We start from the raw sequence: 21,794 nt of genomic DNA on the forward strand, positions 1-21,794 counted from the left end.
TTTGGCAGTGAAGCAAACTGATGATGACACTCAGTGCTTTACTTTCTCCCCTGATGCGCATATAATGACTTACAAAAGGTAAGAAGGAGCGTGATAGCATGGTTAAGGTAATTACAGATGACAACTTTACTACCGAAACTGGTACTGGCGTAACCCTGACCGACTTCTGGGCAACTTGGTGTGGCCCGTGTCGGATGCAGTCTCCAGTGATTGAGAAGTTGGAGCCAGAAATGCCTGAGGTGAAGTTTACCAAGATGGATGTGGACGCTAACCCGGACACCCCGAAGAATTTTGGTATTATGGCCATCCCAACGTTGTTGGTAAAGAAGGATGGCGAAGTGGTTGAGCGGATCACGGGGTACCATACCGGTGACCAGTTGGCCAGCATCTTGAAGAAGTACACTGATCAGTAAGCGTTGGTCGTGTTTGAGGCGTCCCTTTGGTGGGGATGCTTTTTTTTGTACAAAAAATGGTCCCACAGGTTAATTACTGTGGGACCATTCCGAGCCGGCGCCCGGCGCTGGTTACGCCAGTGCTGGTGGCGCGGCGTTGCAGTTACCGTATCTTGCAAAACCACGGTAATGGTTTACAATTAAGACTTCCTTGTTGATAAATCGTTGTAGAAGGGTTGCTCTTCACCCGGATCGACACTCAGCGTTAAGATGACGTGATCATGGTGGTTTTCACAGGCCCCCTCGACGGTGTGGCCGAGCGCTTGCTGCACCAGCTGTGCCAGGAAACCAGCCTCGAGCCGAAAATCGGTGGCGTTGCCACGCAAATGCAGGCGTTGGTTTACCACGGGACCACCAAGTGTATATGTACGTACTTTGTTCTTGATTTTTTCAGGGCTGAGCTCCCCAAAACCCATGGCCGCAAAGGTGCTGGCAATTTGGTCCTCAGGTACGTTGAGGTGCGCGGCTAAGCTCCGACCAGCAAAGTATAAGATGCCCTCGGCCCGTTCTCCCAACAATTCCGGTAGCATGAGGTCCCGGAGCAGAATTTCCCCCGCGTGGGGGTGTTGATCCGCGTTTTGTAGTAATTCTAAGTATTGTGCGTCAGCCATGATGGTTCCTCCTCGTTTGACTACACCAGTATACCGAAATATTGCGGTAAAAGCAGTATGCAATGACCGTAATTTTCGTTAAACCCGGGTAGGTGAATAGTTGAACTTATCGTGATGGCGGTGAACAATAGGAGTAACGAACAAAATGGATAGTAAAGGTGGCAAAATAATGGATGCAACGGCACCAATTGGTTTCATTGATTCTGGTGTGGGTGGTTTAACGGTCGTGCGGGAAGCTCTACGGCAGTTGCCCCACGAAAACGTCCTGTTTTTAGGTGATCAAGCGCGTTTACCGTACGGCCCCCGTCCGGCTGCACAAGTGCGGGCATTTACTTGGCAAATGGTCAACTACCTGCGTACGCAACACATCAAGGCGTTGGTGATTGCCTGCAATACGGCCACGGCAGCTGCTTGGCACGATATCCAGTCGCGGCTCGACATCCCCGTCATTGGGTGATCGTCCCGGGCGCCGGCAGCCGTTAAGGTCAGCACGGGTGGCAACATTGGGTGGTAGCTACTGAAGGCACGGTTGCTAGTGGTGCTTACGATGATGCGATTCACCAGCAAAATCCGGCGTTAACGGTCAGCAGTTTAGCCGCACCTAAGTTTGTCTCCCTGGTCGAAAGCAACGAGTACCGGTCGGCGCTAGCCAAGCAAGTGGTGGCGACCACATTGGCCCCGCTGGCGGCTAAGCATCCCGACACGGTCGTCATGGGGTGCACGCACTACCCATTGTTGCGGCCGTTTATTCAGGCTGCTCTCGGCGATGACGTGACCTGATCGACCCCGGCCGTGAAACGGTCGTGGAGTTAGGTACCGTGTTGGATTACCTGGGGCTCGCAAATCATGCTGACCACGATGGTAGCCGCCATTTTTACACCACGGCGAGTCCGGCGATGTTCAAAGATATTGCTAGCGACTGGTTAGGTTTGGATCATTTGGACGTGCATCACGTGGACATTGAGCACGAGCCTGACCACTTTGTAGCTGTCGCTGAACTTGGTGCTTCGATCCCGCAGTCAGCAGCAACCGGGCATGAGCAGACGGTGGTCGTGGCTTCGAAAAATCCGGGTAAGGTCCGGGAGTTTGTTGATTTCTTTGGGCCCCGCGGTATTAATGTGCGGAGCTTGGCTGATTTTGACGACTTGCCTACAGTTGACGAAACCGGGACCACCTTCCTGGAAAACGCGCGGCTCAAGGCCCGTGGTTACAGTGAGGCGCTGGGGTTGCCGGTCATCGCTGACGATTCTGGGTTGATGATCGATGCCCTGGACGGGGCCCGGGAGTCTTGTCGGCGCGGTACGCGGGTGACCACAATGATGCAGCTAATAACGCCAAAATGTTAGCCAACCTCGCCGGTGTACCCACGGCCAAGCGGACGGCTCACTTCCACACGACGTTGGTGTGGGTGGACCCAGCCCGGCCAGATGACGACGTTGAAGTTGACGGCGAAGTTGATGGGCGGATCACGGTGATGCCCGCAGGTGATAACGGCTTTGGATACGACCCGTTCTTTTACATTCCGGAACAGGGTAAAACCATGGCGGAAATGTCGCCCGCAGAAAAGAACCGGTACAGTCATCGTGGTAATGCGCTACGGGCCTTGGCCGCATTGATGGATGCTGATCCGGTCCGCTTTGGCTTACCCAAACAAGCGCAACAACCGACCACACAGCCCACAACGGAGCCACAGGTGAACGAGGACCTGGAGGAGGAGTAACAATGAAAATCTTGGTGGCGAGTGATACTCACGGGGATGATTTGATCCTGCAGGAATTATTGACGGAGTATCCGCACATGGATGGTTATTTTTACTGTGGTGATTCCGAGCTACGCGCTAGCAATCCGCTCTTCCAGCAGTGGCAGGCCGTCCAAGGCAACATGGACTACGACCCCGATTTTCCGTTGACCTTGACTGCTCACGTTGCGGGACACACCATCTTTATGGCACACGGCCATAAGTACGCTGTTGGCTGGCGCCGTGATGAGCTCGTCGCAGCGGGTCAGGCGGTGGGTGCAGACGTTATCCTGTACGGCCACACGCACGTGGCACTGGCTGAGGTGCATCAGGGCATCCTGGTGGTTAACCCTGGTAGCATTAGCCAGCCGCGGGGTGAGTTGGCGTCGTTGGGAGGCATGTATGCAGTGGTGACCGTCGATGATGATGGCCGGCGCGTAGAGTACGGTACCCGGACGCAGGGCATCATCCCAAGTTAACGCGCACCTTTGCAGTGTGAAAGCCTAATTAAGTACACAAAAATACGGTTCACCCATCATGGGGCGAACCGTATTTGCGTTAGTGGCCTTATTTCATGAACACGCCCTTGTACAGCAAGATGGCACAGATACTGGCCAGCGTTGGCGCCACAACCGGAACCCAGGCATAGGCCCAGTCCGAGCTACCTTTGTGCTTCAACGGTAACAGTGCGTGCACGATGCGTGGTCCGAGGTCACGGGCTGGGTTTAGTGCCGGACCAGTGGGCCCACCGACACTGGCGACCAGCGTGAGGACCAGGAAGCCAAGGGCCAGGTGCGCTGTACCAAGGTTATTCTGAAAGAACGGTGCCTTGGTGATCCCCAGGGCCCCGAAGAAGAGGATGAAGGACCCGACAAATTCGTTGACAAAGCCGTTGAGGCGGCTCTTACTGGCACTGATGGTGCTGAATGTGCCCAGGATATGTTGCGGGTTGGTGGTCATATCGTAGTGCGGCTTGTAGGCAGCCACCACGATGAGTTGGCCCACGATGGCACCCGCAAACTGTACCAGAATGTACGGGAGTACCTCACTCCAGCTAAAGAGGCCGGCCACAGCTAGGCCGATGGTGAAGGCAGGGTTAATGTGGTTGCCAGAAATGGACCCAAAGAGTAAGGCAGGGATCATCACCCCACAACCGTAACCGAATGCAATGACTAGCCAATCCGATCCGTTACCCTTGGTCCCTTTGAGATCCACGTTGGCCACGGACCCGTTCCCCAAAATTACCATGATGGCGGTACCGATAAATTCGGCGATCAGGCGTGTGCCTAAAGCGTATGTCACGAGTAAATCCTCCTTGAAATTACGAGCTTGATTTAGGTGCTACTTATGTAACGATTCACAAACCTTAACAGTGTACCAGATTTGTATCCTAGTGTCATCCAGAGATTGCTGCGCCCGGTAATGATGAAACCACGTGTGGTGAAGGTTATGTGATGTTCGTGCGCCGGGATTGAAGAAAGGTTGAAGCTTCTCGTTGGCCCTGTTGTTTCGGTAATGGACAGGGTACAATAATATTCAAGGGCGGCAATCGACGCCAGCCTGACAAGCATACAATCGCTTACAAAAAAACAACCGGGTGGTAGTACGCACCCATTGCAACCATGATAGTTTGGGGGAATATACATGTTAGACAAAACCGTTGAGGATATGCTAATGGTGAACCGCGAACATTACGTGATTCCGGCCTCCATGGTGGCGACGGTACAAGCCGATAATTCGCTGACCCACGCTTTTTTTGGTGTTAACGAAGGTTCGGTACGCACGGATTCCCGTGCTGGATGGTGACCAGTTCGTGGGCCTCATCTCCCTACCCATGGTCACCGAAACCATGTTGGGGTTAGACAGCCTCAAAATTGAACAGCTTGACGACATGTGCGTGCGCGACGTGATGGATACGGACGTGACGACGGTCGACAACCCATACGCGCTCGAGGAAGTCATGCACTTGCTGGTCAATGATCCGTTCTTGCCGGTGGTCGCAAGTACCGGTGAATTCACCGGCATCGTGACCCGGCGTGAATGGATGAAGAGTCTTAACTACATTTGTCATGATTTAGGCAAGGACTATGAGGTGACCCCGAAGACGACGGTTCACGCTGGTCACCATCAATAAACGGCAAACAAATTCCCCAATGACCCGTGGCACCGGCATGACCGGTGTGGCTCAGGTGATTGGGGGAATTTTTGTTACCCACTGAATTTAGTGCGGTGCTTTGTTGGTGCTTGGTGCGGTGCGTACGGCAATCCCGGCTGCCTGTAACGCGTCAACGTAGGCCGTTAGGAAGCGTGCCCGCACCGCGGCCTGAGTGCCGGGCTTAGCCGTGAGGCGCACCTGGTAAACCAGGTTACCCCATTGGGAGGGTACGAGGCCAACCAGCTCAGGTTCTTTGATGAGGTCCTGTTCTTCAGGTACCAGCTTAGCGTTGACTGCTTTAACGACCGTTTCAATACTACTGGAGTCGCTCGCCCCCCCGACTGGCAGGTCCACCAGCGAAATCATGGCGTTACGCGACAAATTCTGGACAATTGTGATGTTGCGGTTAGGAATGTAGTTCAGTGTCCCGTCAGAGCTGACGACCTGCGTGGTGCGAAGACCGACGGCGCGAACGGTCCCACTAATGTCGCCGAGTTTTACGCTGTCGCCCACGTCCAGTTGGCCTTCAAGGATGATAAAAAAAGCCGTTGACGATGTCACTGATAAAGCCCTGGGCACCTAAGCCGACCGCAATGCCGACAATCCCAGCACCAGCAAGGAGTGTACCGACGGGGATGCCGAGGATGCTGAGCAGGGTGTATAGATAAAAGAAGATGATTACGTACCCATAGATGTTCAGAATCAGCATTTTAACGGTCGCAAAACGGCTACCGGCTAACTGACTATTTTCGTAGTGGCTAAAAATGCGCCGAATCAAGTACTTACCACCACGGTTTAGTAGAAAGAAGAGTACGCTGGCAATGGCGATGAGTATGGCGCGGCTAATGACGGTGGCCTGAATGTTAGCCCAGTCAATACGGTTGAACCAATGGTCGGCTTTGGTAACGGTGGTGGTAACCGACTGACTGGTGGCTTTAGCGCTAATGGTTGGCACGATCAATTCCCCCTCGTGAAACGTTCACTTAATTTTAGCAAAAAAAGGTCGACGGGGTCGCGCCTAACTACAGCTTTGCTGACCATTTCCACTTAATTTTAATTGATAAAACCGGCACAAAAAAATTGAATGCGTGTTCATTTGATGATATTCTGTATTTAATTGGTGGTCGTGCTATTATTAGCGTCACCTATTAATGATGACAGCGAAAGGGAGTTGAGCCATGACTGGTGGAACAATTGCACTCATCATTGCGGCAGTCGCATTTTTGATTATTGCCCTCGGCATTTTCATTGTGTGCGTTAACTTGGGGAGTGTCAGCAAGGATTTGAAGAACACGGTCGCCGAAACAAACAAGACGTTGGCAACCATTAACGGGGAGCTTGGTACCGTCACCAATGAGGTGGAGGAACTGCTCGTGAAGACCAATGATTTGTTAGCCGACGTTAACAGTAAGGTCAAGACCATCGATCCGGTGTTCACCGCAACGGGCGATCTCGGTGAGAGTGTTTCGGACCTGAACCATGCTGCCCGTGATTTGACTGGTAGTATCAATAAGACCGCAAAGGCGACGGGCGGATTGGCGGCCTTCCGGGTCGGCCGAACCGCTTGGAGCGTGTTACGAAAAACAATGTCTAAGAACCGGAATAGCAACGAGGAATAGGGGGTCCCATTAATGTCTAAAAAGAACCACTTTTTGCTAGGTTTTATTTTAGGTGGCGCTAGTGCGCTGGCTGCAACTTACCTCTTAACACCACAAGCAACCGATGAATTGAAGAAAAAAACTGAAGTCGGGTACGAATGAGCTATCCGACCGGGCAGCTGACTATTTTGACTTTGCCAAGGACGCCACGGAAGACTTTCGGACGAGTGCCGAAGAGTTCGTGACGGGTCTCAAGACCAAAATTACGCCGAATGAAGACGGTGATATTTCCGCCTTTACCAACGCAACGGCGGCCATTCGGACCAAGTTAACTGGTAACAGCGCTGATGATGATGCCGACTTTGATGATATCGTCGTGGACGGTAAGAGCGCCTTTGGCCAGGCTAAGGATGCCGGGGTTGAGGCGGCTGATGATGTAGCGCCAGAAGCGACCGCTGGTGATGCGGAGGGCGCCGACGTGGCTGCTGACACGCAGGTAGCGACTGACGGAACCGCTACGATTGGTAGCGATGCTGCTGGTAGTGATGCCCCGACTGCGGACACACCAACTGCTGACGCGGACACACCGACGGACAACCAGTAGGCAGGCGCAAAGGGTAGACGAACACTTTATTGGTCGTTGACCAAATAAGAAAGCTGTTACCATGATCCGGTTCGGTTGGTAACAGCTTTCTTATACGTTAAGCGGACCAACCATATGCAAACGAAATGGGGAGTAAAGTAGTGACGGACAAGACGATTTTTTTTGATTTCGATGGTACCATTGCCGATTCCGAGCGTGGCATCGTGGATAGCATCAAGTACATGGTGCGGCAACGGCGACTCAAGCCGTTGACTGACGCGCAGTACCGGACCTGGATTGGGCCCAGCTTAACCTACAGCATCAATCAGTTTTACCCCGAGTTGGATGCGGCCGGAGTGGACCGGGCCATTGAAAGTTACCGGGTCTATTACGAAGCACGGGGCATCTTTGAGGCTGACTTGTATCGTGGCATCACGGATAGCTTGCAGGCATTACGGGCAGACGGGTTCCACACGGCCGTGGCGTCCTCGAAGCCAGAAGCAATGGTCGTACGGTTAGTGGACCACTTTGACTTGGGTCCACTATTCGACGGGGTCTACGGTGCGTCCATGGATGAGCACACCCGCGTGAAGAAGGCCGACGTGCTCGCTTACGCCATGCGCAACCAGCACGCCCTGCAGGACCACTCCGTGATGATTGGTGACCGCTTTACTGACATCAAAGGTGGTCAGGCCAACGGGGTGAAAACGCTGGGCGTGACTTATGGTTTTGGCGACCGGCAGGAACTAGTAGATGCTGGGGCGAACAAAGTCGTCGACCACCCGACGCAACTTGTGGCGGGTTCAAGCGCCTTAGCCGGGTAAAGTAGATCAAAATAGACGTAGCGACCGTACGTCCTGCAATGGACAACGGTTGCTACGTCTATTTTTGTGGTTAACCACTAAGGTTCGATGACCTGCAGCGTCTTTTGTGTGTGGGTAAATGGTTCGTTACCGTTCTCCGTGATGTGGATGCAGTCCTCGATGCGGACGCCCGCAAAGCCGGGTACGTAAATGCCGGGTTCAATGGAGAAGCACATACCGGGCCGTAACTCCATATCGTTACCTTCCATGATGGACGGGAATTCGTGGGTGCTGGTGCCGATACCGTGACCGAGGCGGTGGTTGAAGTATTCACCGTAACCGGCTTTGGTGATAATGTCTCGGGCAATCTTGTCCAGACTAGCTGCGGTCACCCCTGGCTTGGCGGCATCCATGGCGGCGAGGTTGGCCTCCAGGCACACTGCATGAATTTCGCGCTCGCGCTCACCCACCTGACCAAAGGCGACGGTCCGGGTCGCGTCACTGTCATAATCCTGGTGAACGGTCCCCAGGTCAAACAGGACCATCTGGCCTGGCTGCACCTGGTTCAGCTCAGGGCCGCCGTGGGGATTGGCCGCGTTCGGGCCGGCCTGCACGATGGTGTCGAAACTCATGGACATTACACCTTGCTTCATCATGGCGTAGTTGATCTCCGCCACGACGGCTTGCTCAGTTACGCCGGTGTGGAGGGCAGCGAACCCGGCAGCAAAGGCGGCGTCAGCTTCTTGACCGGCTGCTTCGAGCAACGCGATTTCGTCTGGCGACTTGATGAGTTTCTTTTGTTCAATGAACCGTGATGCATCAGCCGGGAACGTAGCGTCAGGAAACTGCGCGCGAATGGCATCATAGCGGTAGACGGGCAGGTCATCCTTTTCGATGGCCCACTGAGCCGGGTGTCCCACACGGCTGCGGATGGCGTCGCCAATCAAGCCAAAGGGATCCTCGTGGTCGAGGTACCCCTGGACATCGTATGTCCACCCGCTGCGCTTGACCTCCTGGATGGAGAGGGCTGGGGTGAACAGGAACGGATCGTGGTCGGGAAAGACGAACAGGGCAGTCACCCGTTCCTCAGGATCCTGGAAGAAGCCACTGAAGTAGCTAATGTTGGTGGGATTACTGATGTAAGCAATGTCCAGTTGCTGGTCTTGAAGCCACTGGGTGAGTTGCTGTAAGTGTTCATTCATGAATGTGTTCCTCCTTTGGTTAGCGTCGTTGGACGTCTGCTCATAGTATAGCATATGAGAAAAACAAAACGTTAGTGTTACGCGAATGGAAACGGTTAAATGAAAACGCCCGTGTGTCAAACGATTAGAAGCGCCTTTGCCAAATACTATTGAAAATGTCATGAAAAAAAGCGGTGTAAATAGCGGTAAAACGCTTGCATTCCGGCCGGTTATCTGCTATCTTATACAAGACAAATCAATCAGCATTCGATGATAAAGATAGTAATTTGAAGGGACGATTTGAAACAATGGAGAAACAAGCAATTACAATTTATGACGTTGCCAGTGAAGCAAAGGTGTCGATGGCCACCGTATCCCGGGTGGTTAACGGTAACCCGAACGTGAAGGCTGCAACTCGTCGCCGGGTATTGGACGTAATCGACCGTCTTGACTACCGGCCAAATGCGGTCGCCCGGGGATTAGCTTCCAAAAAGACGACCACGGTCGGGGTAATCATTCCTGACGTCACAAACATGTTCTATTCCAGCTTAGCGCGGGGCATTGACGACGTGGCCTCGATGTACAAGTACAACATCATTTTGGCCAACTCGGATGAGAACAACCAGAAAGAAGTCCAAGTGGTCAACACGTTACTGGCCAAGCAGGTGGATGGCTTGATCTACATGGGTCGTTCGATCAGCGACGAACTGCGGTCCGAATTTTCACGGAGCAAGACGCCGGTGGTGCTGGCGGGTTCCGTTGATCCGGATGAACAGTTAGCGAGTGTCAATATCGACTACGTGGCCGCCGTTAAGGGTGCCACCAAGCAGCTGTTGGACGCTGGCAATAAGAAGGTCGCCTTGGTTACTGGACCGCTGACCGAGCCGCTGTCCGGGAAGTACCGTCTGCGTGGTTACAAGCAGGCTTTGGATGAAGCTGGCATCGCGTATGATGAGAGTCTAGTCTTTGAAACTGAGTATAGTTACCAGGCTGGGTTAGCCGTCTTCAAGCAGATTCAAAAGACGGGTGCTACGGCCGCCCTGGTCAGTGACGACGAAATGGCCGTTGGGGTGCTGAACGCCGCTTTGGATGCCGGTGTGCAGGTACCAGACGACTTCCAGATTATTAGTAGCAACAACACGAAGTTGACGCAGATGACGCGGCCACAACTGACGTCGTTGGATCAGCCCTGTACGATATCGGGGCCGTGGCAATGCGCCTGCTGACGAAGTTGATGAACAAAGAGGGCATCGACGAAATTACCGTGCGCCTCGGCTTTGACATCACCCAGCGGAACACGACCAAGTAGTAATATTTGAACATGATACCTTGATAAGGCTCCTCCTGTGGGGGAGCCTTTTTTTGGTCGCCCGTAGCGTCGAACATTAGGGCTACGCAAAACAAAACCACACCGTCAATCCCGCTATGCCTAGAGTGACGGTGTGGTGTGTGATCGTACTGTTACTGTTGCGTTGACACTGACGAACTAACTGCAGAGGACGAACTAGCCGGCGTTGTCGGCGCGGAGTAACTTGATGCCGAACTACTGGAGCTGGCCGCGGCACTACTACTGTACAGAATGCTTGAACTGCTGGACCTGACGGCGCTGACACTGCTACTACTGCTGCTTGCCGCGCTGCTGGCAGTCGCGGCCTTCTTGGCGGCGTCCTGTTCGGCCTTGGTGGTCGTCTCCGCGTTGGCGCTAGCGTCAGCGGACTTCACGGACGTGACCTTCCCGTACCCGTTGTTGGCACCATCCATGTAGTTCCAGAACAGGCGGTAGTTGTTGAAGGTACCACCGATGGCAAACTCAGGCTTGAAGGCACTCGGCGTCCAACCATTGTACAGGCTGGTGACGGTGTCGCCACTGGTTTTCACCGTTTTACCGTTAAACGTACCGGACCCATTTGGCAACCCAGTCAGCGCATTGACCTTGACTGCCTTCACGTTGCTTGGTCGTGCCAACGTTTGGTGGAGCTTAAATTTGCCGGGAATCAGCTGGTAAATGGCGTTCATTGACGCGGACCAGTAGGTCTCATTCAACCGGCTTTGGTTGGCACCCAGGGAGAATGAATGACCGTAGTTGTTGTCGTAACCCATCCAACTAGCCATGGTCAGGCCGGGGGTACTGCCGATAAACCAGATGTCCTTATCATCGTTACTGGTACCGGTTTTGGCAATCATGTTGTCGGTATTAAAGTTGGCCAGGTAATTGACGGTGGTCCCAGTCCCCCGCGTCACGACTCCGTGCAGCATCTTTTGCATGATGTAGGCGGTACTCTTGCTGAATACCTTAGTGGAGCCACCCTTGTGCTTATAAATGGCTTTACCAGAAGGGTCGGTGATGCTACTGATCATGTAGCGGTCGCGTGCCGGCCGTTATTGGCAAAGGTGGAGAAGGCGCTGGCTTCCTGTTTGACGCTGACACCGTAGTCAGAACCACCAAGAGCAAAGCCGAGCTTGGAGTAATCCTCCTTGGTGAAGGTGGTGATGCCCATCTTCTTGATGTAACTAGCCACGTTAACTTTCTGCTTGAGAACATTGTACAGGTTAACGGCGGGAATGTTGTATGAGTTAGCGAGGGCGTAACTAGCCGGCATGAAACGGTTAGCAATGGTGCCGCCAAAGTCACTAACGGAGTAGTTAGTGAAGCTGGTCTTGAAGTCAGCAATTGCTGATTCCGAGCCAATCAACTGATTTTCGATGGCGGGTCCGTACACAGCCATGGGCTTGATGGTTGAACCGGACGAACGCGTCGAGTAGATGTGGTTGATGCCTTTTTTTTGACCCCACCCACGAAGCCGAGGATGGCTCCGGTGTGGTTATCCAGCAGGACGGTCCCGTTCTGGACCGGTTCAGTAGCCGTTTCGGTCTTCCCGGTATTCGGGTCGGTGTAGGTATAGGTGTGGGTGGTGCCCCAGTTATCCCGGTATTCCCGCATAATGCTTTGCATCTTTTCGTACACTGGCTTAATCAGTGTCGTGTGGACGTGGTAGCCTTGGTGGTGAGCAGGGTAGTCGCCTTATCCGTATACTCTTTTTTTCAGGGAGGAGTCCGAGTTCAACTTCTTTGCACTGATACCATCGTTATGAGCTAACTGTTTGGTAAGGGTGTTTTCGGCTTCTAGCATCACGGAGTTATAGGCAAAGCCACTGGTGGATTCATCGGTCGCGTTGGTGCCCGTCCGCCGGAACGACGCGACGAGGTTAAAGCGCTTGGCCTGCTGGTACTGCTTCTTGGTGATGTACCCGGCACGGTACATACGGAACAGCACTTCCCGTTCGCGTTCCACGCCGTACTTCTGGTTATCCTTCAGGGAACCATCGGCGTTGTATGGCGTGTAAATAAAGGGACTTTGCGGCAAGCCCGCAATGAAGGCGGACTGTGCGATGTTGAGGTGCTTGGCCGAGACGCCAAAGATACCTTCGGCGGCCGATTCCACACCAGCAATGTTTTCGCCATCACTATTGCGTCCGAGGGTGGCAACGTTGAGGTAGGCGTTAAGAATTTGCGATTTGGTCATGTACTTGTCCACGCGCATGGCGAGCACAATCTCTTTGGCCTTACGTTTAAACGTGGTTTCACTGGACAGTAACTGCAGCTTTACTAGTTGTTGGGTTAGCGTAGAACCACCAGTCTGACTGCCGACGCCGGTGACTGAGGAAATGATCGCGCGTAGGAGTGACTTGGGTGTTACCCCATTGTTCTTGTAGAAGTCGGCGTCTTCAGTGGCCACAATGGCTTTACGCACCCATGGTGACATGTTTTTGTTGCTGACGGACTCGCGGACCAGGTCGCTCTTGACGGTGGCCATTTTGACGTTGTGCGCGTAGTACAGCGTGGCGGAGTCTTCGGTGTTCGTAACCTGCCGCGTCATGGCGCTCACGGTTGGTACGGGGGTCTTGTCGAGAATGGAGGCAAAGTAGCCTAGTCCGACCCCCAAAGCCAGAAAGCCAGCGCAGACCAGGCCTGCGAACAGGGCGATGACCAGGTGGCGAATCGTCTGCAAAACGGTATCAGCGTAAAGCGTCCATGTGGTACGCGAAAACGGCGGCAGCGGGTTGGCTACCGGTTGCTTGACCGTCTGTGGCGCTGGCTGCGTTGCTGTTTTGGTGCCGGACGTCCGTTGATGACGTCCTTGATGGTGGAGGCCGCGGTGAATGCGACGACCAATGCGGGTCCAACTGTGGCCCAGTTTATTGAAAAAAATTACGCACGTTGAAGTCTCCCAGTACAATATGTAGGGTAGCCACCAAAGGGTGGTTACCATGCCAATTAAAGTGCTCAATTAAAACTGTTTGTACCTAAGTGTACCATGGGCAACGGCCACCGTCGTCGTGGCGGTTTTTACAATTGCGTTACCGTTGTTAGCAAAGCCACTAAGGATCCCGTCCAGTTGCCGCTGGCCGTCGTCGATATGCACCGGCCAACCGAGGCCCAATGCTAGCTGCCGGTAAGCGGGCATAATGGTGGCGGGCTCGGCCAATAACTGGTGGAGCTGTTTGAGAAAGGCGGTGATCAGGCGGGTCGTGGGTCGGTGTGCGGCAACGTTGCCCACAACGCACCCACCGGCTGGTTGGCCACAATTGGCTGTGTGCGGGGCAGAGCCAGGTTAAGGCCCCAGCCGAGGACAGCGACGCGTTGTCCGCTTGGATCTTGGCGGATCCAAGCCAGAATGCCACTAATTTTGTTGTGACCCACGAACAGATCGTTGACCCACTTCAAGCGCGGGGTGGTTCCGCTCACGCTGGTACAGGCCCGGCTGGCGGCCACACCCGCAGCGGGCATTAACAGGGTCAGTTGGGAATTCGTCACTGGTAGCACGACGGTGAAGTACAGGCCGGTCCGCGCTGGTGAATCGAACTGGTGCCCCCGTTGTCCGACCCCGGCACTTTGGGCGTCCGCCAGCAGGGCAAAGGGGGCTCGACGTCCACTGGTTAGTTGACGTTCCGCCCACGCATTGGTGGAATCAATGGTCGGTACGTGCTCGCAGGGAATGTTCACACCCTGGGCGGCCAGCGCCGCCGTCAGGTCATCCGCGCGTGCCATTACTGGGCGAGGCGCACAATGGCGTCTGCGTAAATCGCCACGGCCCGCATGATGTCGTCGATGGTGATGTACTCATCCGGCATGTGCATGACTTCCGGTGCCCCGGGCATCTGTGCGCCGAAGGCAACGCCCCGTTTTAACATCCGACCGTAAGTACCACCGCCAACGATACCTTCTTGGCCCGGTAGGCCGGTATGGTCGGTGTAAACCGCCAGCAGCGTTTGAACGAGTGGATCGCTAGCCGGTACGTAGTGGGGTTCCTCAACGCGGCCGTGAATATCCACGTCAACCAGGTCTGAACCAATAGTACTTTCCATGGTATCCCGAATGGCTTCGGCGTCAGTTCCGTGTGGATAACGGATGTTAACTAGAATTGTTTGGGGACCGTCCTGTTCAAAGTGGAAGATGTCGGGACTGGCCGTCAATGGCCCCATCTTTTGGTCGGTTAGGGCGATATTGAGCCGGGCACCGTTAGTTTCCGCGTGCAAGAAGTCGGTGATCACGCCGAGGTACTGCGCACCGGCGGGATCCAGCTGTAACCCTTGCGTCTGGATGAAGGCGGCCAAGTAGGTACCGGCGTTGATCCCACCGGCAGGGATGGACGAATGTGCGCCCCGCCCGGTCAAAGTGATGGTGACACCGTTGTTGACGGGGGTAAAGGCGGTGTGCGTATCATTTTGCTGGTCGAACGCTGTAGCTTGTGATTGCAGGTTATCCGGAATCGTACCTGTCAGTGTAGCCGTCGCGGTGACGGGTACCATGTTGTCGCGGATCCCAGCCGTAAAGCCTTGCAGAGTTGTGGTTGCTGGCCGTGCCGCCACGTGGTGGAGGCTGATCTGGAAGTCCGCAATGCCCTTTTCGCCATTAATAATAGGAAATTCGGCGTCCGGCGAGAAACCTAATGTAGGATTTTCCTGGGTAGCCATGTAACGGGTCATACCGTACCACTCAGATTCTTCGTCGGTACCATAAATCAGGTGGACGCGTTTGTGTAGGGGCAGATTGAGGTCACGAATAACTTTCAAAGCGTAGTAAGCGGCGATGCCAGGGCCTTTATCGTCGGCGGTGCCCCGACCGTAAATACGGTTACCTTCAATGGTGGTTTGGAACGGGGTACGGGTCCAACCAGGGCCAGCCGGAACGACGTCCAGGTGGGCGAGCAGTCCTAAGATCTCGTCACCCGCACCCAGTTCAACGCGTCCGGCAACGTGTTCCACGTCAGCGGTGGTGAACTGATCACGTTGAGCAATTTTCAGCATAGTAGCCAGCGCTCGCGCGGGGCCAGGACCGAGTGGTGCCTCCGGGGTGGCGTGTTCAACGTCGCGTTCAGAATCAATTGCAACGAGTGTGGACAGATCCGCGATGATGTCATCACGATACTTAGCGGCCGCAGCCGCGTAATCAATGGCCATGGTGAATTCCTCCTTCGGGTGGTGCAGTAGCGGTACAAAATCAATATTTGGTTTAAGAATACCACATGCGGGCCATTATACGCGCTTGACCGTGGTAGTTTTACCCGTGAGTCCACGGTGCGCGAGGGCGGTTATTGTCTCCAGTCGCTAGGTGTGTCCAAGGCAGAGCTACGATCCTCACGCACCGACGTCGATTGATCCGATTGATCCCTGGCTTGCAAACATAGCCAATACAATGTATACCGGCACGAGATACTGGCAGTTCATTTTGCCCCGGCGTTTTGACCCCGTAGCAGGCCCAAGTGGTATTTGGTATGATGTGTAGTGTGCAACGGCACAGTTTTTCTACATACAAAACGTAAAATGGCAAATTATTTCCGGGATGGACCCGGTGAATGGAGAGAAAAATGACTTTAGCAATCATTGGTAGTATTAATTTGGACCAGATTTTTGCTGTGCAACAGATTCCCCACCCCGGCGAAACCCTCATCGCGGACAGCCTGACCGAAGCACCCGGTGGTAAGGGTGCTAACCAGGCAGTGGCTGCGGCCTTGAACGGCGTGGACGTTGATTTTATCGGCCGCGTGGGTGACGACGGCAGCGGCATATCCCTGCGCCAGTCGTTAGTGGCCAAAGGCGTTCAGGCCACGCACCTGATCACCGACACGCACGAGCCGACGGGACGCGCCGTGATCATGGTAGAGCCATCCGGTGAGAACCGGATCGTGGTGGCTAGTGGTGCCAATGCCGCCGTGACGATGGCGGACGTGCAACCGGTTCTGGAACAACTGGGCCCGGATGACTTTCTCATGGCCACCTTTGAATCCCCCATTCAGACCATTACCGACGCGTTTACTGCTGCTAAACAACATGGCGTCAAGACCGTGTTGAATCCCGCACCAGCTCGTCACGGGGTGCCGATTGGGCTATTGGCAGCCACGGATATTATCATCCCCAACGAGGGTGAAGCCACCGCGCTGACCGGCATCGACATGGTGGACGCAGCCGCGACGGCTGAAGCAGCGGCCACCCTGCGGCAACAGGGCGCCGGTGAGGTCATTATTACCCTGGCGGAACGTGGTAGTTATTACTCTGGCCCGAGTGGCGATTTTTCCGTTCCAGCCTATACCGTACAGGCGGTGGATACCACCGGCGCTGGGGACACGTTTATCGGCGCGTTTTTGAGTCAGTATGGTCAGGGCGATGTTGCGGCGGCCATCGATTATGCGACCGCCGCGTCGGCGATTGCCGTCGCGCATGCCGGTGGTCAGCCGTCCATCCCCAGTGCGGATGCAGTGACGGCATTTCTCAAGGAGGCACACTAATTTTGGCGCAGTACCAAACGTTTGACTTGATTCAGGAAATTATGCGTAACGACGGTAGCCGTTACTTTGAACTCGGCAATATTTACATGAATGGTGTGGCGGAACGGTGCGCCCTGGATGGGTACATTAAAGAAGTACGGATCATGCAACTGAACATTCCGCACAGTACCGCGGTGCGCAAGTATGAACAGTACATTAACGACCACTATGAATTTCCGAGTCTAAAACCCGACCACTGGGAAGAATGGGATAAACCCGCTGGCCCCATCGCTGACGCTTATCATGAAATTTTGCGGGCTAACCACATTCAGTAGTCATATAGTGGTGCGTTTTTACATGCAGGACAAAATGGCCCTCGTTCGACCAGTCTAACCAGTATAAATAATGTTAATTGGTGAAAGAAGGCTAATGATGAAGAATCACTGGTGGTGGTGGCTCGTAGCCGCCGCCTTGGTATTAATGGTGGGTGTGGGGTTACGGCACGATGCCAGCCTTTACTCAGTTCCCGTTGCGCAGGTTACGGCGGTGCACAACCATAAAGCACAAAAGGAAGTTGATTCATACAACAACACTGACTACCAAACCGAGCAGACGGTGACTGGCCGGTTGCTGAACACTGGTCGGCGTGGCCAAACCGTGCGTTTTAGCAATACTTATACGCGCTCCGGTGCCTTAGACAGTCCGCTGAAAGTGGGCAACCAGGTGTTTTTGACTCATTCTGGGCACAGTTACCAATTTCGGGATAATAAGCGTGACGTCGTTTTAGGTGTGCTGTTAGCCATCACGCTATTGTTGATTTGCCTGCTGGCAGCGAAGCATGCGGTGGTGATCATCGTCTCGATTGCGGCCAACACGGCGCTCTTTTTTTGGGGCCATTCATTTGGATCTGCACCTTGGCGGTAATTATGGTGGGGCCATCTTTACTAGTTTGGTCGTCATCTTTACCATCGTGACCGTCCTGTTCGTCATTGGCTGGCGACCCGTGGGCTTGGTCATCGGGGCGGCGACCCTCTTGTCGACGATTGGTGCCGTCGCGCTTGGCTACGGCATTATGACGGCCACCAATTATGGCGGCATTCATTTACAACAGGTGCGGTACGTGACCCAGTCACCGGCGTTACTGTTTTACGTGGAGATCATCGTGGGTTCCCTGGGGGCCGTACTCGACGAAACGAGCGATATTTCGGTCGCCATTTTCCAGTTGAACGGTGGTGCGCGGCAACGGTTCAAAGCCGGGATGGATATTGGGCGCGCAGTCATGGGTCCACTGATTGCCGTGTTGTTCATGATTTTTATTGCCGACACCTTTGGCGAATCCATTCTGTGGCTACGCAATGGCAATAGTATTGCGCAGACAGTTGACTGGGTCATGGGGCTCGGCTTTGCTCAGTCCCTGATCAGCGCTTTTGGTATCGTACTGGCCGTACCCATTACTAGTGGTTTGGCGGCCTTGTTTGCCCGTAACCGGCGGGGGGTGGCGGTTGATGAATAATAGTATGCTGTTACTAGTGTTGGCCTTGCTCGTTCTCCTAGTGGCGGTCGGTGGTAAACGCGGTTTAAGCATCTTTATGAGCCTGATCTTAAATAGTCTGGTGCTGATGATCAGCGTGATCTTGATGGCTGGCGGTTTTTCACCCGTGTGGGTAGCCGCTGTCGCCGGGTTGCTAATTTTAGCGGCCACGATTTTCTTGACCAACAGCGACATCAACGTGGCGGGCCCGGCGTTCGTCTCAGCCATTATTGTTATGTTGGGCCTGCTGGTATTAGTCCTAGTGGTAGTGATTCACAGTCACGCCGCTGGCTTCGGGGCCGAGGACAGCGAGGACCTCGAGGGCATGGAGCTCCTAATTGGCGTGCGCTTCCAGCAAATCATGATTGCGGCCTCGTTGCTCAGTACTTTGGGGGCAATTGCGGAGGCGGCGATTGCTGTAGCTGCGGGCATCAACGAACTGGACGTGGAGCGTGATCATGCGGGTATTGTGCGCATGGGCCGGGAGATTATCGGCACGGCTATTAACACGTTGTTTTTCGGCTTTTTTTGGCGGCTTTGCAGGATTGTTCATCTGGTTCAGCCAACTTAAGTACGTTATGGGAGGTTTTCAACAACAAGATTTTTGTAGCGGAATTACTGACTGTGCTTTTCTCGGTGGTAGCCGTTGTGCTGACGGTGCCCGTCACCACCTGGGTGGTAGGCCGCCGTGCACGTGCGGGTCGGGCGCAGAAGGGTTAGAATGGTGCTTATGTAGGAGGCGTGTTTATGATTTTCTTTATTGCGGATACACACTTCTTTCACCGCGACCTACTGGGTAATAACCAATTTGCCCCCCGGCTGTTTCCGTCGACTGACGCGATGAACCAAGCGATGATCGACGCGTGGAATGCCCGGGTGGACGATAATGACATCGTGTACCATTTGGGTGATATCGCCATGAACCCGGAAAACGTGCCGACTAACGCATCGGTTTTGGCCATTCTGGAGCAGCTACATGGTCGCATGGTGCTAATTAAGGGCAACCACGACTACCGGGCGTTGTTTAAGTACCTGCACCAACACGATCCACAATGGCACGGTCAGGATAAATTCACGTTTCATGATGTGGGTACCATTATCAAAGCCGACCATCGGCAGCTATTTTTGACCCACTATCCGATGATGATGGGCATTGTGCACCAGGTTCTGAATCTGCACGGTCACATTCATAACAGCTCTGTGTACCAAGCGGAGAACATCAATGTGGGGGTGGATTCGCCTGAACGTTCGCTGTTACCGCACCCATTACCGTGGGGCAGCCCGTTGACCGTTCCGGAAATTGAGGCCATTTATCAGGCTAAGTGGGCGGCTAACGCTAAGAATCGTATGTAAAACTAGGTACTTAATAGGAGAGAGGCAGGTGGAGTTGATTGGCTCAAGCAGAAGAAAAACCAGCTAGTAAGGCGGCCGCGGAGACACCGACCGTGCCGCCGCGTGTCATTCAAGTGGCGCCCGACATGCTGACCATCGATGGTCGACGCTACCAAATTGTGTATGACTACAAGGACGCGGTTGACCGGGAGACTATCAACACGCGATATGATGATATCCTGGCTAAGTATGATTATATCGTCGGTGATTGGGGCTACGACCAGCTACGGTTACGGGGCTTCTATAACGACGACAATAATCAGGCTGCGTCTGACCAGATAATTAGTCACCTGGAGGATTATCTTTACGAGTATTGCAACTTTGGCTGTGCGTACTTCGTGTTGCAACGGCTGGATGCTCCAGCGGCCAAACCCAAGCGCAAGCGGTCCCACCGGGGTGGACGTGGTCGGCGGCGTCACAGTGAGGACCGGCAAAACCAAGGCGATGGTAAGCAAACCCGGCAGTCCAACCAGCACGCTGGTAAGGGTCAAGAAGAAGGTCACCGGCGGCGTCGGCGCAACAATGATGCGCATAAGCATACGCAAGCCGGCAATAATGGTGACGGACACGCTGAACATCGTCGCAGTGAGCGGCGGCACCATGAATCTTCCGGACAGCATCCGTATACTGAGCGCCGGGCGGAACCAAAGCAGCCGCAACGGGGACACCACCAAGTGGCAACCACGAAGCAGGGTCAATCAGGGCGGCGCTTTACAATTCGGCGCTTGGATGACAAACAAAGTAAATAATGGAGTAGATTATTAATCGTGAGTAAATACAAAGGCTATTTAATTGATTTGGACGGTACCATTTATCGGGGTAACGAGCGTATCCCAGCCGCTAAACGTTTCATCGAGCGGCTGCAGGTAGCGCGTATTCCGTTCCTGTTTTTGACGAACAACACGACGCGGACACCAGAGACGGTCTGCGCGTTTTTGGCGTCCAAGCATGATATCCACGTCACGCCAGATCAAGTGTATACGCCATCACTAGCGACGGCCAGTTACTTGTTGAAGGTCAACCATGGGGATGTTAGCAACAAGTCAATTTACATCATCGGTGAAATTGGCCTCAAGAAAGCCATTTTGAGCACGGGCATCAAGATGAATGAACTCGATCCTGATTACGTGGTCGTCGGGTTGGACTACGACGTGACGTACCACAAGTTCGAGTTGGCCACGCTGGCCATTCAGCGCGGGGCGATGTTCATCGGGACCAACGAGGATACCAACCTGCCTAACGAGCGGGGGCAGGTGCCTGGTGCTGGTTCGGTGATTGCGCTGGTGGAACGCTCAACGCAACAACAGGCATTCTACATTGGAAAGCCCCGTCAGCCAATTATGGACGCCGCGCTGGCAAAAATGGGTTTGGACGCTGCGGATGTGGCGATGGTTGGTGATAATTACAACACGGATATCAAAGCGGGAATCAACGCCGGAACGGGCACCCTGCTCGTGTACACCGGCATTTCCACCAAGGAGCAAGTAGCCCGGCAAGAAATCCAGCCAACCGACCAGGTAGATAGCCTGGATGACTGGGAGGTTTAATGCTTAGCCGCGGGCGCCGCTGGGGGCGGCTGTTGCTACTGTGGTTAGCGCTAATTAGTACCATCATCGTGGTGGTGACCCTGTGCTCCATCCCGCTCTTCGTGGGGTGGATTCGTTGGGACCACCTGGACCGTGTGGCGGGCGTTAGTCCGGCGCGGTTGTTACATAATTACCTCAATATGTGGTCCTACCTGTACATGCCCTGGGTGCACCGGTTATGGTTGCCTGATTTTCGGGTGAGCGTTAACGGTGCCACCCACTTTGCCGACGTGCAGCATTTGTTTGTCTTGAACCTAATAGTGATGGTCGTGTCGTTACCACTTTCATGGCGGTGGCTGCAACAGTTGCGGCGAAATCAGCAAGGGTACGTGTTACGCACCAGCGCTTGGGGCGGGCTCGCCGTGATTATGGCCTTACTGGTGGCAATGGGCATCAACT

At 54.1% G+C, this 21,794-nt stretch carries 25 protein-coding genes and 6 pseudogenes; 19 read left to right on the top strand and 12 right to left on the bottom strand.

Translation table 11 applies throughout. The features are described 5' to 3' along the window. The first annotated feature begins 98 nt into the window (after positions 1-98). Positions 99-413 carry a thioredoxin gene (trxA, locus tag JCM13996_RS08905; RefSeq protein ID WP_054750868.1) on the top strand — a complete coding sequence of 105 codons (315 nt, stop codon included), beginning with the start codon at positions 99-101 and terminating at the stop codon, positions 411-413. 179 nt (positions 414-592) lie between these two features. On the opposite strand, the gene JCM13996_RS08910 is transcribed toward trxA, so the two are convergent. Beyond that, positions 593-1,063 (bottom strand): DUF2507 domain-containing protein, encoded by a 471-nt coding sequence (locus tag JCM13996_RS08910; protein WP_054750869.1) that lies wholly within the window; start codon positions 1,061-1,063, stop codon positions 593-595. Between the two features lie 169 nt (positions 1,064-1,232). Here JCM13996_RS08910 and racE point away from each other — a divergent pair. The 3 genes and pseudogenes from racE to JCM13996_RS08925 form a co-directional block, all read left to right on the top strand. Then, positions 1,233-2,025, top strand: a pseudogene (gene racE / locus JCM13996_RS12005) (glutamate racemase); the annotation flags it as partial. Between the two features lie 90 nt (positions 2,026-2,115). Continuing rightward, a pseudogene (locus JCM13996_RS12010) lies at positions 2,116-2,783 on the top strand (XTP/dITP diphosphatase). A 2-nt stretch (positions 2,784-2,785) separates the two neighbouring features. Then, positions 2,786-3,280 carry a YfcE family phosphodiesterase gene (locus JCM13996_RS08925; protein WP_054750870.1) on the top strand — a complete coding sequence of 165 codons (495 nt, stop codon included), beginning with the start codon at positions 2,786-2,788 and terminating at the stop codon, positions 3,278-3,280. Between the two features lie 88 nt (positions 3,281-3,368). Here the strand turns inward: JCM13996_RS08925 and JCM13996_RS08930 are convergent, their stop codons facing one another. Beyond that, complete coding sequence (locus JCM13996_RS08930) at positions 3,369-4,103, bottom strand: MIP/aquaporin family protein (RefSeq protein ID WP_054750871.1); 735 nt, start codon at positions 4,101-4,103, stop codon at positions 3,369-3,371. Between the two features lie 342 nt (positions 4,104-4,445). On the opposite strand from JCM13996_RS08930, the pseudogene cbpB reads away from it, so the two are divergent. Beyond that, positions 4,446-4,935, top strand: a pseudogene (cbpB, locus tag JCM13996_RS08935) (cyclic-di-AMP-binding protein CbpB). An 87-nt stretch (positions 4,936-5,022) separates the two neighbouring features. Here the strand turns inward: cbpB and JCM13996_RS10985 are convergent. Next, positions 5,023-5,469 (bottom strand): mechanosensitive ion channel family protein, encoded by a 447-nt coding sequence (locus JCM13996_RS10985; protein WP_054750872.1) that lies wholly within the window; start codon positions 5,467-5,469, stop codon positions 5,023-5,025. Positions 5,470-5,482: 13 nt separating this feature from the next. Continuing rightward, the gene (locus JCM13996_RS12560) at positions 5,483-5,911 is read right to left on the bottom strand and encodes a mechanosensitive ion channel family protein (protein ID WP_054750873.1); all 429 of its coding nucleotides are present in this window, start codon (positions 5,909-5,911) and stop codon (positions 5,483-5,485) included. Positions 5,912-6,134: 223 nt separating this feature from the next. Here JCM13996_RS12560 and JCM13996_RS08950 point away from each other — a divergent pair, with 223 nt between their 5' ends. From JCM13996_RS08950 to JCM13996_RS08960, 4 genes are all read left to right on the top strand, one after another. Then, positions 6,135-6,575: a DUF948 domain-containing protein gene (locus JCM13996_RS08950; protein ID WP_054750874.1), complete on the top strand. Its 441-nt coding sequence runs from the start codon at positions 6,135-6,137 to the stop codon at positions 6,573-6,575. Positions 6,576-6,587: 12 nt separating this feature from the next. Continuing rightward, the gene (locus JCM13996_RS12565; RefSeq protein ID WP_263848907.1) at positions 6,588-6,716 is read left to right on the top strand and encodes a hypothetical protein; all 129 of its coding nucleotides are present in this window, start codon (positions 6,588-6,590) and stop codon (positions 6,714-6,716) included. A 79-nt stretch (positions 6,717-6,795) separates the two neighbouring features. Next, positions 6,796-7,158 (top strand): hypothetical protein, encoded by a 363-nt coding sequence (locus JCM13996_RS10995; protein WP_156321940.1) that lies wholly within the window; start codon positions 6,796-6,798, stop codon positions 7,156-7,158. A 140-nt stretch (positions 7,159-7,298) separates the two neighbouring features. Then, positions 7,299-7,961 (top strand): HAD hydrolase-like protein, encoded by a 663-nt coding sequence (locus JCM13996_RS08960; protein ID WP_225353564.1) that lies wholly within the window; start codon positions 7,299-7,301, stop codon positions 7,959-7,961. A 77-nt stretch (positions 7,962-8,038) separates the two neighbouring features. Here the strand turns inward: JCM13996_RS08960 and JCM13996_RS08965 are convergent, their stop codons facing one another. After that, positions 8,039-9,142 (bottom strand): M24 family metallopeptidase, encoded by a 1,104-nt coding sequence (locus JCM13996_RS08965; protein WP_054750876.1) that lies wholly within the window; start codon positions 9,140-9,142, stop codon positions 8,039-8,041. A 287-nt stretch (positions 9,143-9,429) separates the two neighbouring features. Here JCM13996_RS08965 and ccpA point away from each other — a divergent pair. After that, positions 9,430-10,430 (top strand): annotated as a pseudogene (ccpA, locus tag JCM13996_RS08970) (catabolite control protein A). A 152-nt stretch (positions 10,431-10,582) separates the two neighbouring features. Here the strand turns inward: ccpA and JCM13996_RS08975 are convergent. The 7 genes from JCM13996_RS08975 to pepV form a co-directional block, all read right to left on the bottom strand. Then, positions 10,583-11,479: a penicillin-binding protein 1A gene (locus JCM13996_RS08975; protein WP_054750877.1), complete on the bottom strand. Its 897-nt coding sequence runs from the start codon at positions 11,477-11,479 to the stop codon at positions 10,583-10,585. Further along, positions 11,476-11,847, bottom strand: coding sequence for a hypothetical protein (locus JCM13996_RS12570; RefSeq protein ID WP_156321941.1), 372 nt, complete (start codon positions 11,845-11,847; stop codon positions 11,476-11,478). The genes JCM13996_RS08975 and JCM13996_RS12570 overlap by 4 nt, the downstream gene beginning before the upstream one ends. Further along, positions 11,811-12,062 (bottom strand): hypothetical protein, encoded by a 252-nt coding sequence (locus JCM13996_RS11000; protein WP_156321942.1) that lies wholly within the window; start codon positions 12,060-12,062, stop codon positions 11,811-11,813. The genes JCM13996_RS12570 and JCM13996_RS11000 overlap by 37 nt, the downstream gene beginning before the upstream one ends. A gap of 81 nt (positions 12,063-12,143) precedes the next feature. Next, positions 12,144-13,391: a transglycosylase domain-containing protein gene (locus tag JCM13996_RS08985; protein ID WP_082383910.1), complete on the bottom strand. Its 1,248-nt coding sequence runs from the start codon at positions 13,389-13,391 to the stop codon at positions 12,144-12,146. 18 nt (positions 13,392-13,409) lie between these two features. Further along, on the bottom strand, positions 13,410-13,679 hold the full coding sequence (locus tag JCM13996_RS08990; RefSeq protein WP_054750880.1) for a hypothetical protein: 270 nt from the start codon (positions 13,677-13,679) through the stop codon (positions 13,410-13,412). Further along, positions 13,640-14,170, bottom strand: a complete 531-nt coding sequence (locus tag JCM13996_RS08995; protein WP_054750881.1) for a biotin--[acetyl-CoA-carboxylase] ligase — start codon at positions 14,168-14,170, stop codon at positions 13,640-13,642. Before JCM13996_RS08995 ends, JCM13996_RS08990 begins: the two co-directional genes overlap by 40 nt. Then, entirely contained in the window at positions 14,170-15,582 is a 1,413-nt protein-coding gene (pepV, locus tag JCM13996_RS09000; RefSeq protein WP_054750882.1) for a dipeptidase PepV, read from the bottom strand. The genes JCM13996_RS08995 and pepV overlap by 1 nt, the downstream gene beginning before the upstream one ends. A 407-nt stretch (positions 15,583-15,989) precedes the next feature. Here pepV and rbsK point away from each other — a divergent pair, with 407 nt between their 5' ends. The 9 genes and pseudogenes from rbsK to JCM13996_RS09040 all read left to right on the top strand — a co-directional run. Further along, the gene (rbsK, locus tag JCM13996_RS09005) at positions 15,990-16,907 is read left to right on the top strand and encodes a ribokinase (RefSeq protein WP_054750883.1); all 918 of its coding nucleotides are present in this window, start codon (positions 15,990-15,992) and stop codon (positions 16,905-16,907) included. 41 nt (positions 16,908-16,948) lie between these two features. After that, on the top strand, positions 16,949-17,221 hold the full coding sequence (locus tag JCM13996_RS09010) for a hypothetical protein (RefSeq protein WP_054750909.1): 273 nt from the start codon (positions 16,949-16,951) through the stop codon (positions 17,219-17,221). 94 nt (positions 17,222-17,315) lie between these two features. Continuing rightward, positions 17,316-17,810 (top strand): hypothetical protein, encoded by a 495-nt coding sequence (locus tag JCM13996_RS12015; RefSeq protein WP_225353565.1) that lies wholly within the window; start codon positions 17,316-17,318, stop codon positions 17,808-17,810. Further along, a complete protein-coding gene (locus JCM13996_RS12020; protein ID WP_225353566.1) occupies positions 17,788-18,399 on the top strand; it encodes a YibE/F family protein in 612 nt (203 codons plus the stop codon). The genes JCM13996_RS12015 and JCM13996_RS12020 overlap by 23 nt, the downstream gene beginning before the upstream one ends. Next, positions 18,392-19,137 (top strand): annotated as a pseudogene (locus JCM13996_RS09020) (YibE/F family protein). Before JCM13996_RS12020 ends, JCM13996_RS09020 begins: the two are co-directional and overlap by 8 nt. 27 nt (positions 19,138-19,164) lie before the next feature. After that, the gene (locus tag JCM13996_RS09025) at positions 19,165-19,770 is read left to right on the top strand and encodes a metallophosphoesterase (RefSeq protein ID WP_054750884.1); all 606 of its coding nucleotides are present in this window, start codon (positions 19,165-19,167) and stop codon (positions 19,768-19,770) included. Positions 19,771-19,808: 38 nt separating this feature from the next. Next, positions 19,809-20,558: a YutD family protein gene (locus tag JCM13996_RS13250; protein ID WP_054750885.1), complete on the top strand. Its 750-nt coding sequence runs from the start codon at positions 19,809-19,811 to the stop codon at positions 20,556-20,558. 15 nt (positions 20,559-20,573) lie between these two features. Next, positions 20,574-21,356, top strand: a complete 783-nt coding sequence (locus JCM13996_RS09035) for a TIGR01457 family HAD-type hydrolase (protein ID WP_054750886.1) — start codon at positions 20,574-20,576, stop codon at positions 21,354-21,356. Next, positions 21,356-21,790: pseudogene (locus JCM13996_RS09040) on the top strand (lipoprotein intramolecular transacylase Lit); the annotation flags it as partial. The gene JCM13996_RS09035 and the pseudogene JCM13996_RS09040, both read left to right, overlap by 1 nt. Between the last annotated feature and the right edge of the window lie 4 nt (positions 21,791-21,794).

It is taken from the genome of Lacticaseibacillus thailandensis DSM 22698 = JCM 13996 (genome assembly GCF_001312865.1).
In the GTDB taxonomy this organism is placed as follows: Bacteria; Bacillota; Bacilli; order Lactobacillales; family Lactobacillaceae; genus Lacticaseibacillus; species Lacticaseibacillus thailandensis.

Excerpts from the sequence above, each read along its gene's own strand:
- JCM13996_RS08995 (WP_054750881.1), bottom strand. The coding sequence starts at position 14,170 with ATGGCACGCGCGGATGACCTGACGGCGGCGCTGGCCGCCCAGGGTGTG.
- JCM13996_RS08950 (WP_054750874.1), top strand. The coding sequence starts at position 6,135 with ATGACTGGTGGAACAATTGCACTCATCATTGCGGCAGTCGCATTTTTG.
- JCM13996_RS08965 (WP_054750876.1), bottom strand. The coding sequence starts at position 9,142 with ATGAATGAACACTTACAGCAACTCACCCAGTGGCTTCAAGACCAGCAA.
- JCM13996_RS12565 (WP_263848907.1), top strand. The coding sequence starts at position 6,588 with ATGTCTAAAAAGAACCACTTTTTGCTAGGTTTTATTTTAGGTGGCGCT.
- pepV (WP_054750882.1), bottom strand. The coding sequence starts at position 15,582 with ATGGCCATTGATTACGCGGCTGCGGCCGCTAAGTATCGTGATGACATC.
- rbsK (WP_054750883.1), top strand. The coding sequence starts at position 15,990 with ATGACTTTAGCAATCATTGGTAGTATTAATTTGGACCAGATTTTTGCT.
- JCM13996_RS11000 (WP_156321942.1), bottom strand. The coding sequence starts at position 12,062 with ATGCGGGAATACCGGGATAACTGGGGCACCACCCACACCTATACCTAC.
- JCM13996_RS08975 (WP_054750877.1), bottom strand. The coding sequence starts at position 11,479 with ATGATCAGTAGCATCACCGACCCTTCTGGTAAAGCCATTTATAAGCAC.
- JCM13996_RS09010 (WP_054750909.1), top strand. The coding sequence starts at position 16,949 with ATGCGTAACGACGGTAGCCGTTACTTTGAACTCGGCAATATTTACATG.
- JCM13996_RS12570 (WP_156321941.1), bottom strand. The coding sequence starts at position 11,847 with ATGGCTGTGTACGGACCCGCCATCGAAAATCAGTTGATTGGCTCGGAA.
- JCM13996_RS09025 (WP_054750884.1), top strand. The coding sequence starts at position 19,165 with ATGATTTTCTTTATTGCGGATACACACTTCTTTCACCGCGACCTACTG.
- trxA (WP_054750868.1), top strand. The coding sequence starts at position 99 with ATGGTTAAGGTAATTACAGATGACAACTTTACTACCGAAACTGGTACT.
- JCM13996_RS08925 (WP_054750870.1), top strand. The coding sequence starts at position 2,786 with ATGAAAATCTTGGTGGCGAGTGATACTCACGGGGATGATTTGATCCTG.
- JCM13996_RS12015 (WP_225353565.1), top strand. The coding sequence starts at position 17,316 with ATGATGAAGAATCACTGGTGGTGGTGGCTCGTAGCCGCCGCCTTGGTA.
- JCM13996_RS08985 (WP_082383910.1), bottom strand. The coding sequence starts at position 13,391 with ATGGTAACCACCCTTTGGTGGCTACCCTACATATTGTACTGGGAGACT.
- JCM13996_RS08910 (WP_054750869.1), bottom strand. The coding sequence starts at position 1,063 with ATGGCTGACGCACAATACTTAGAATTACTACAAAACGCGGATCAACAC.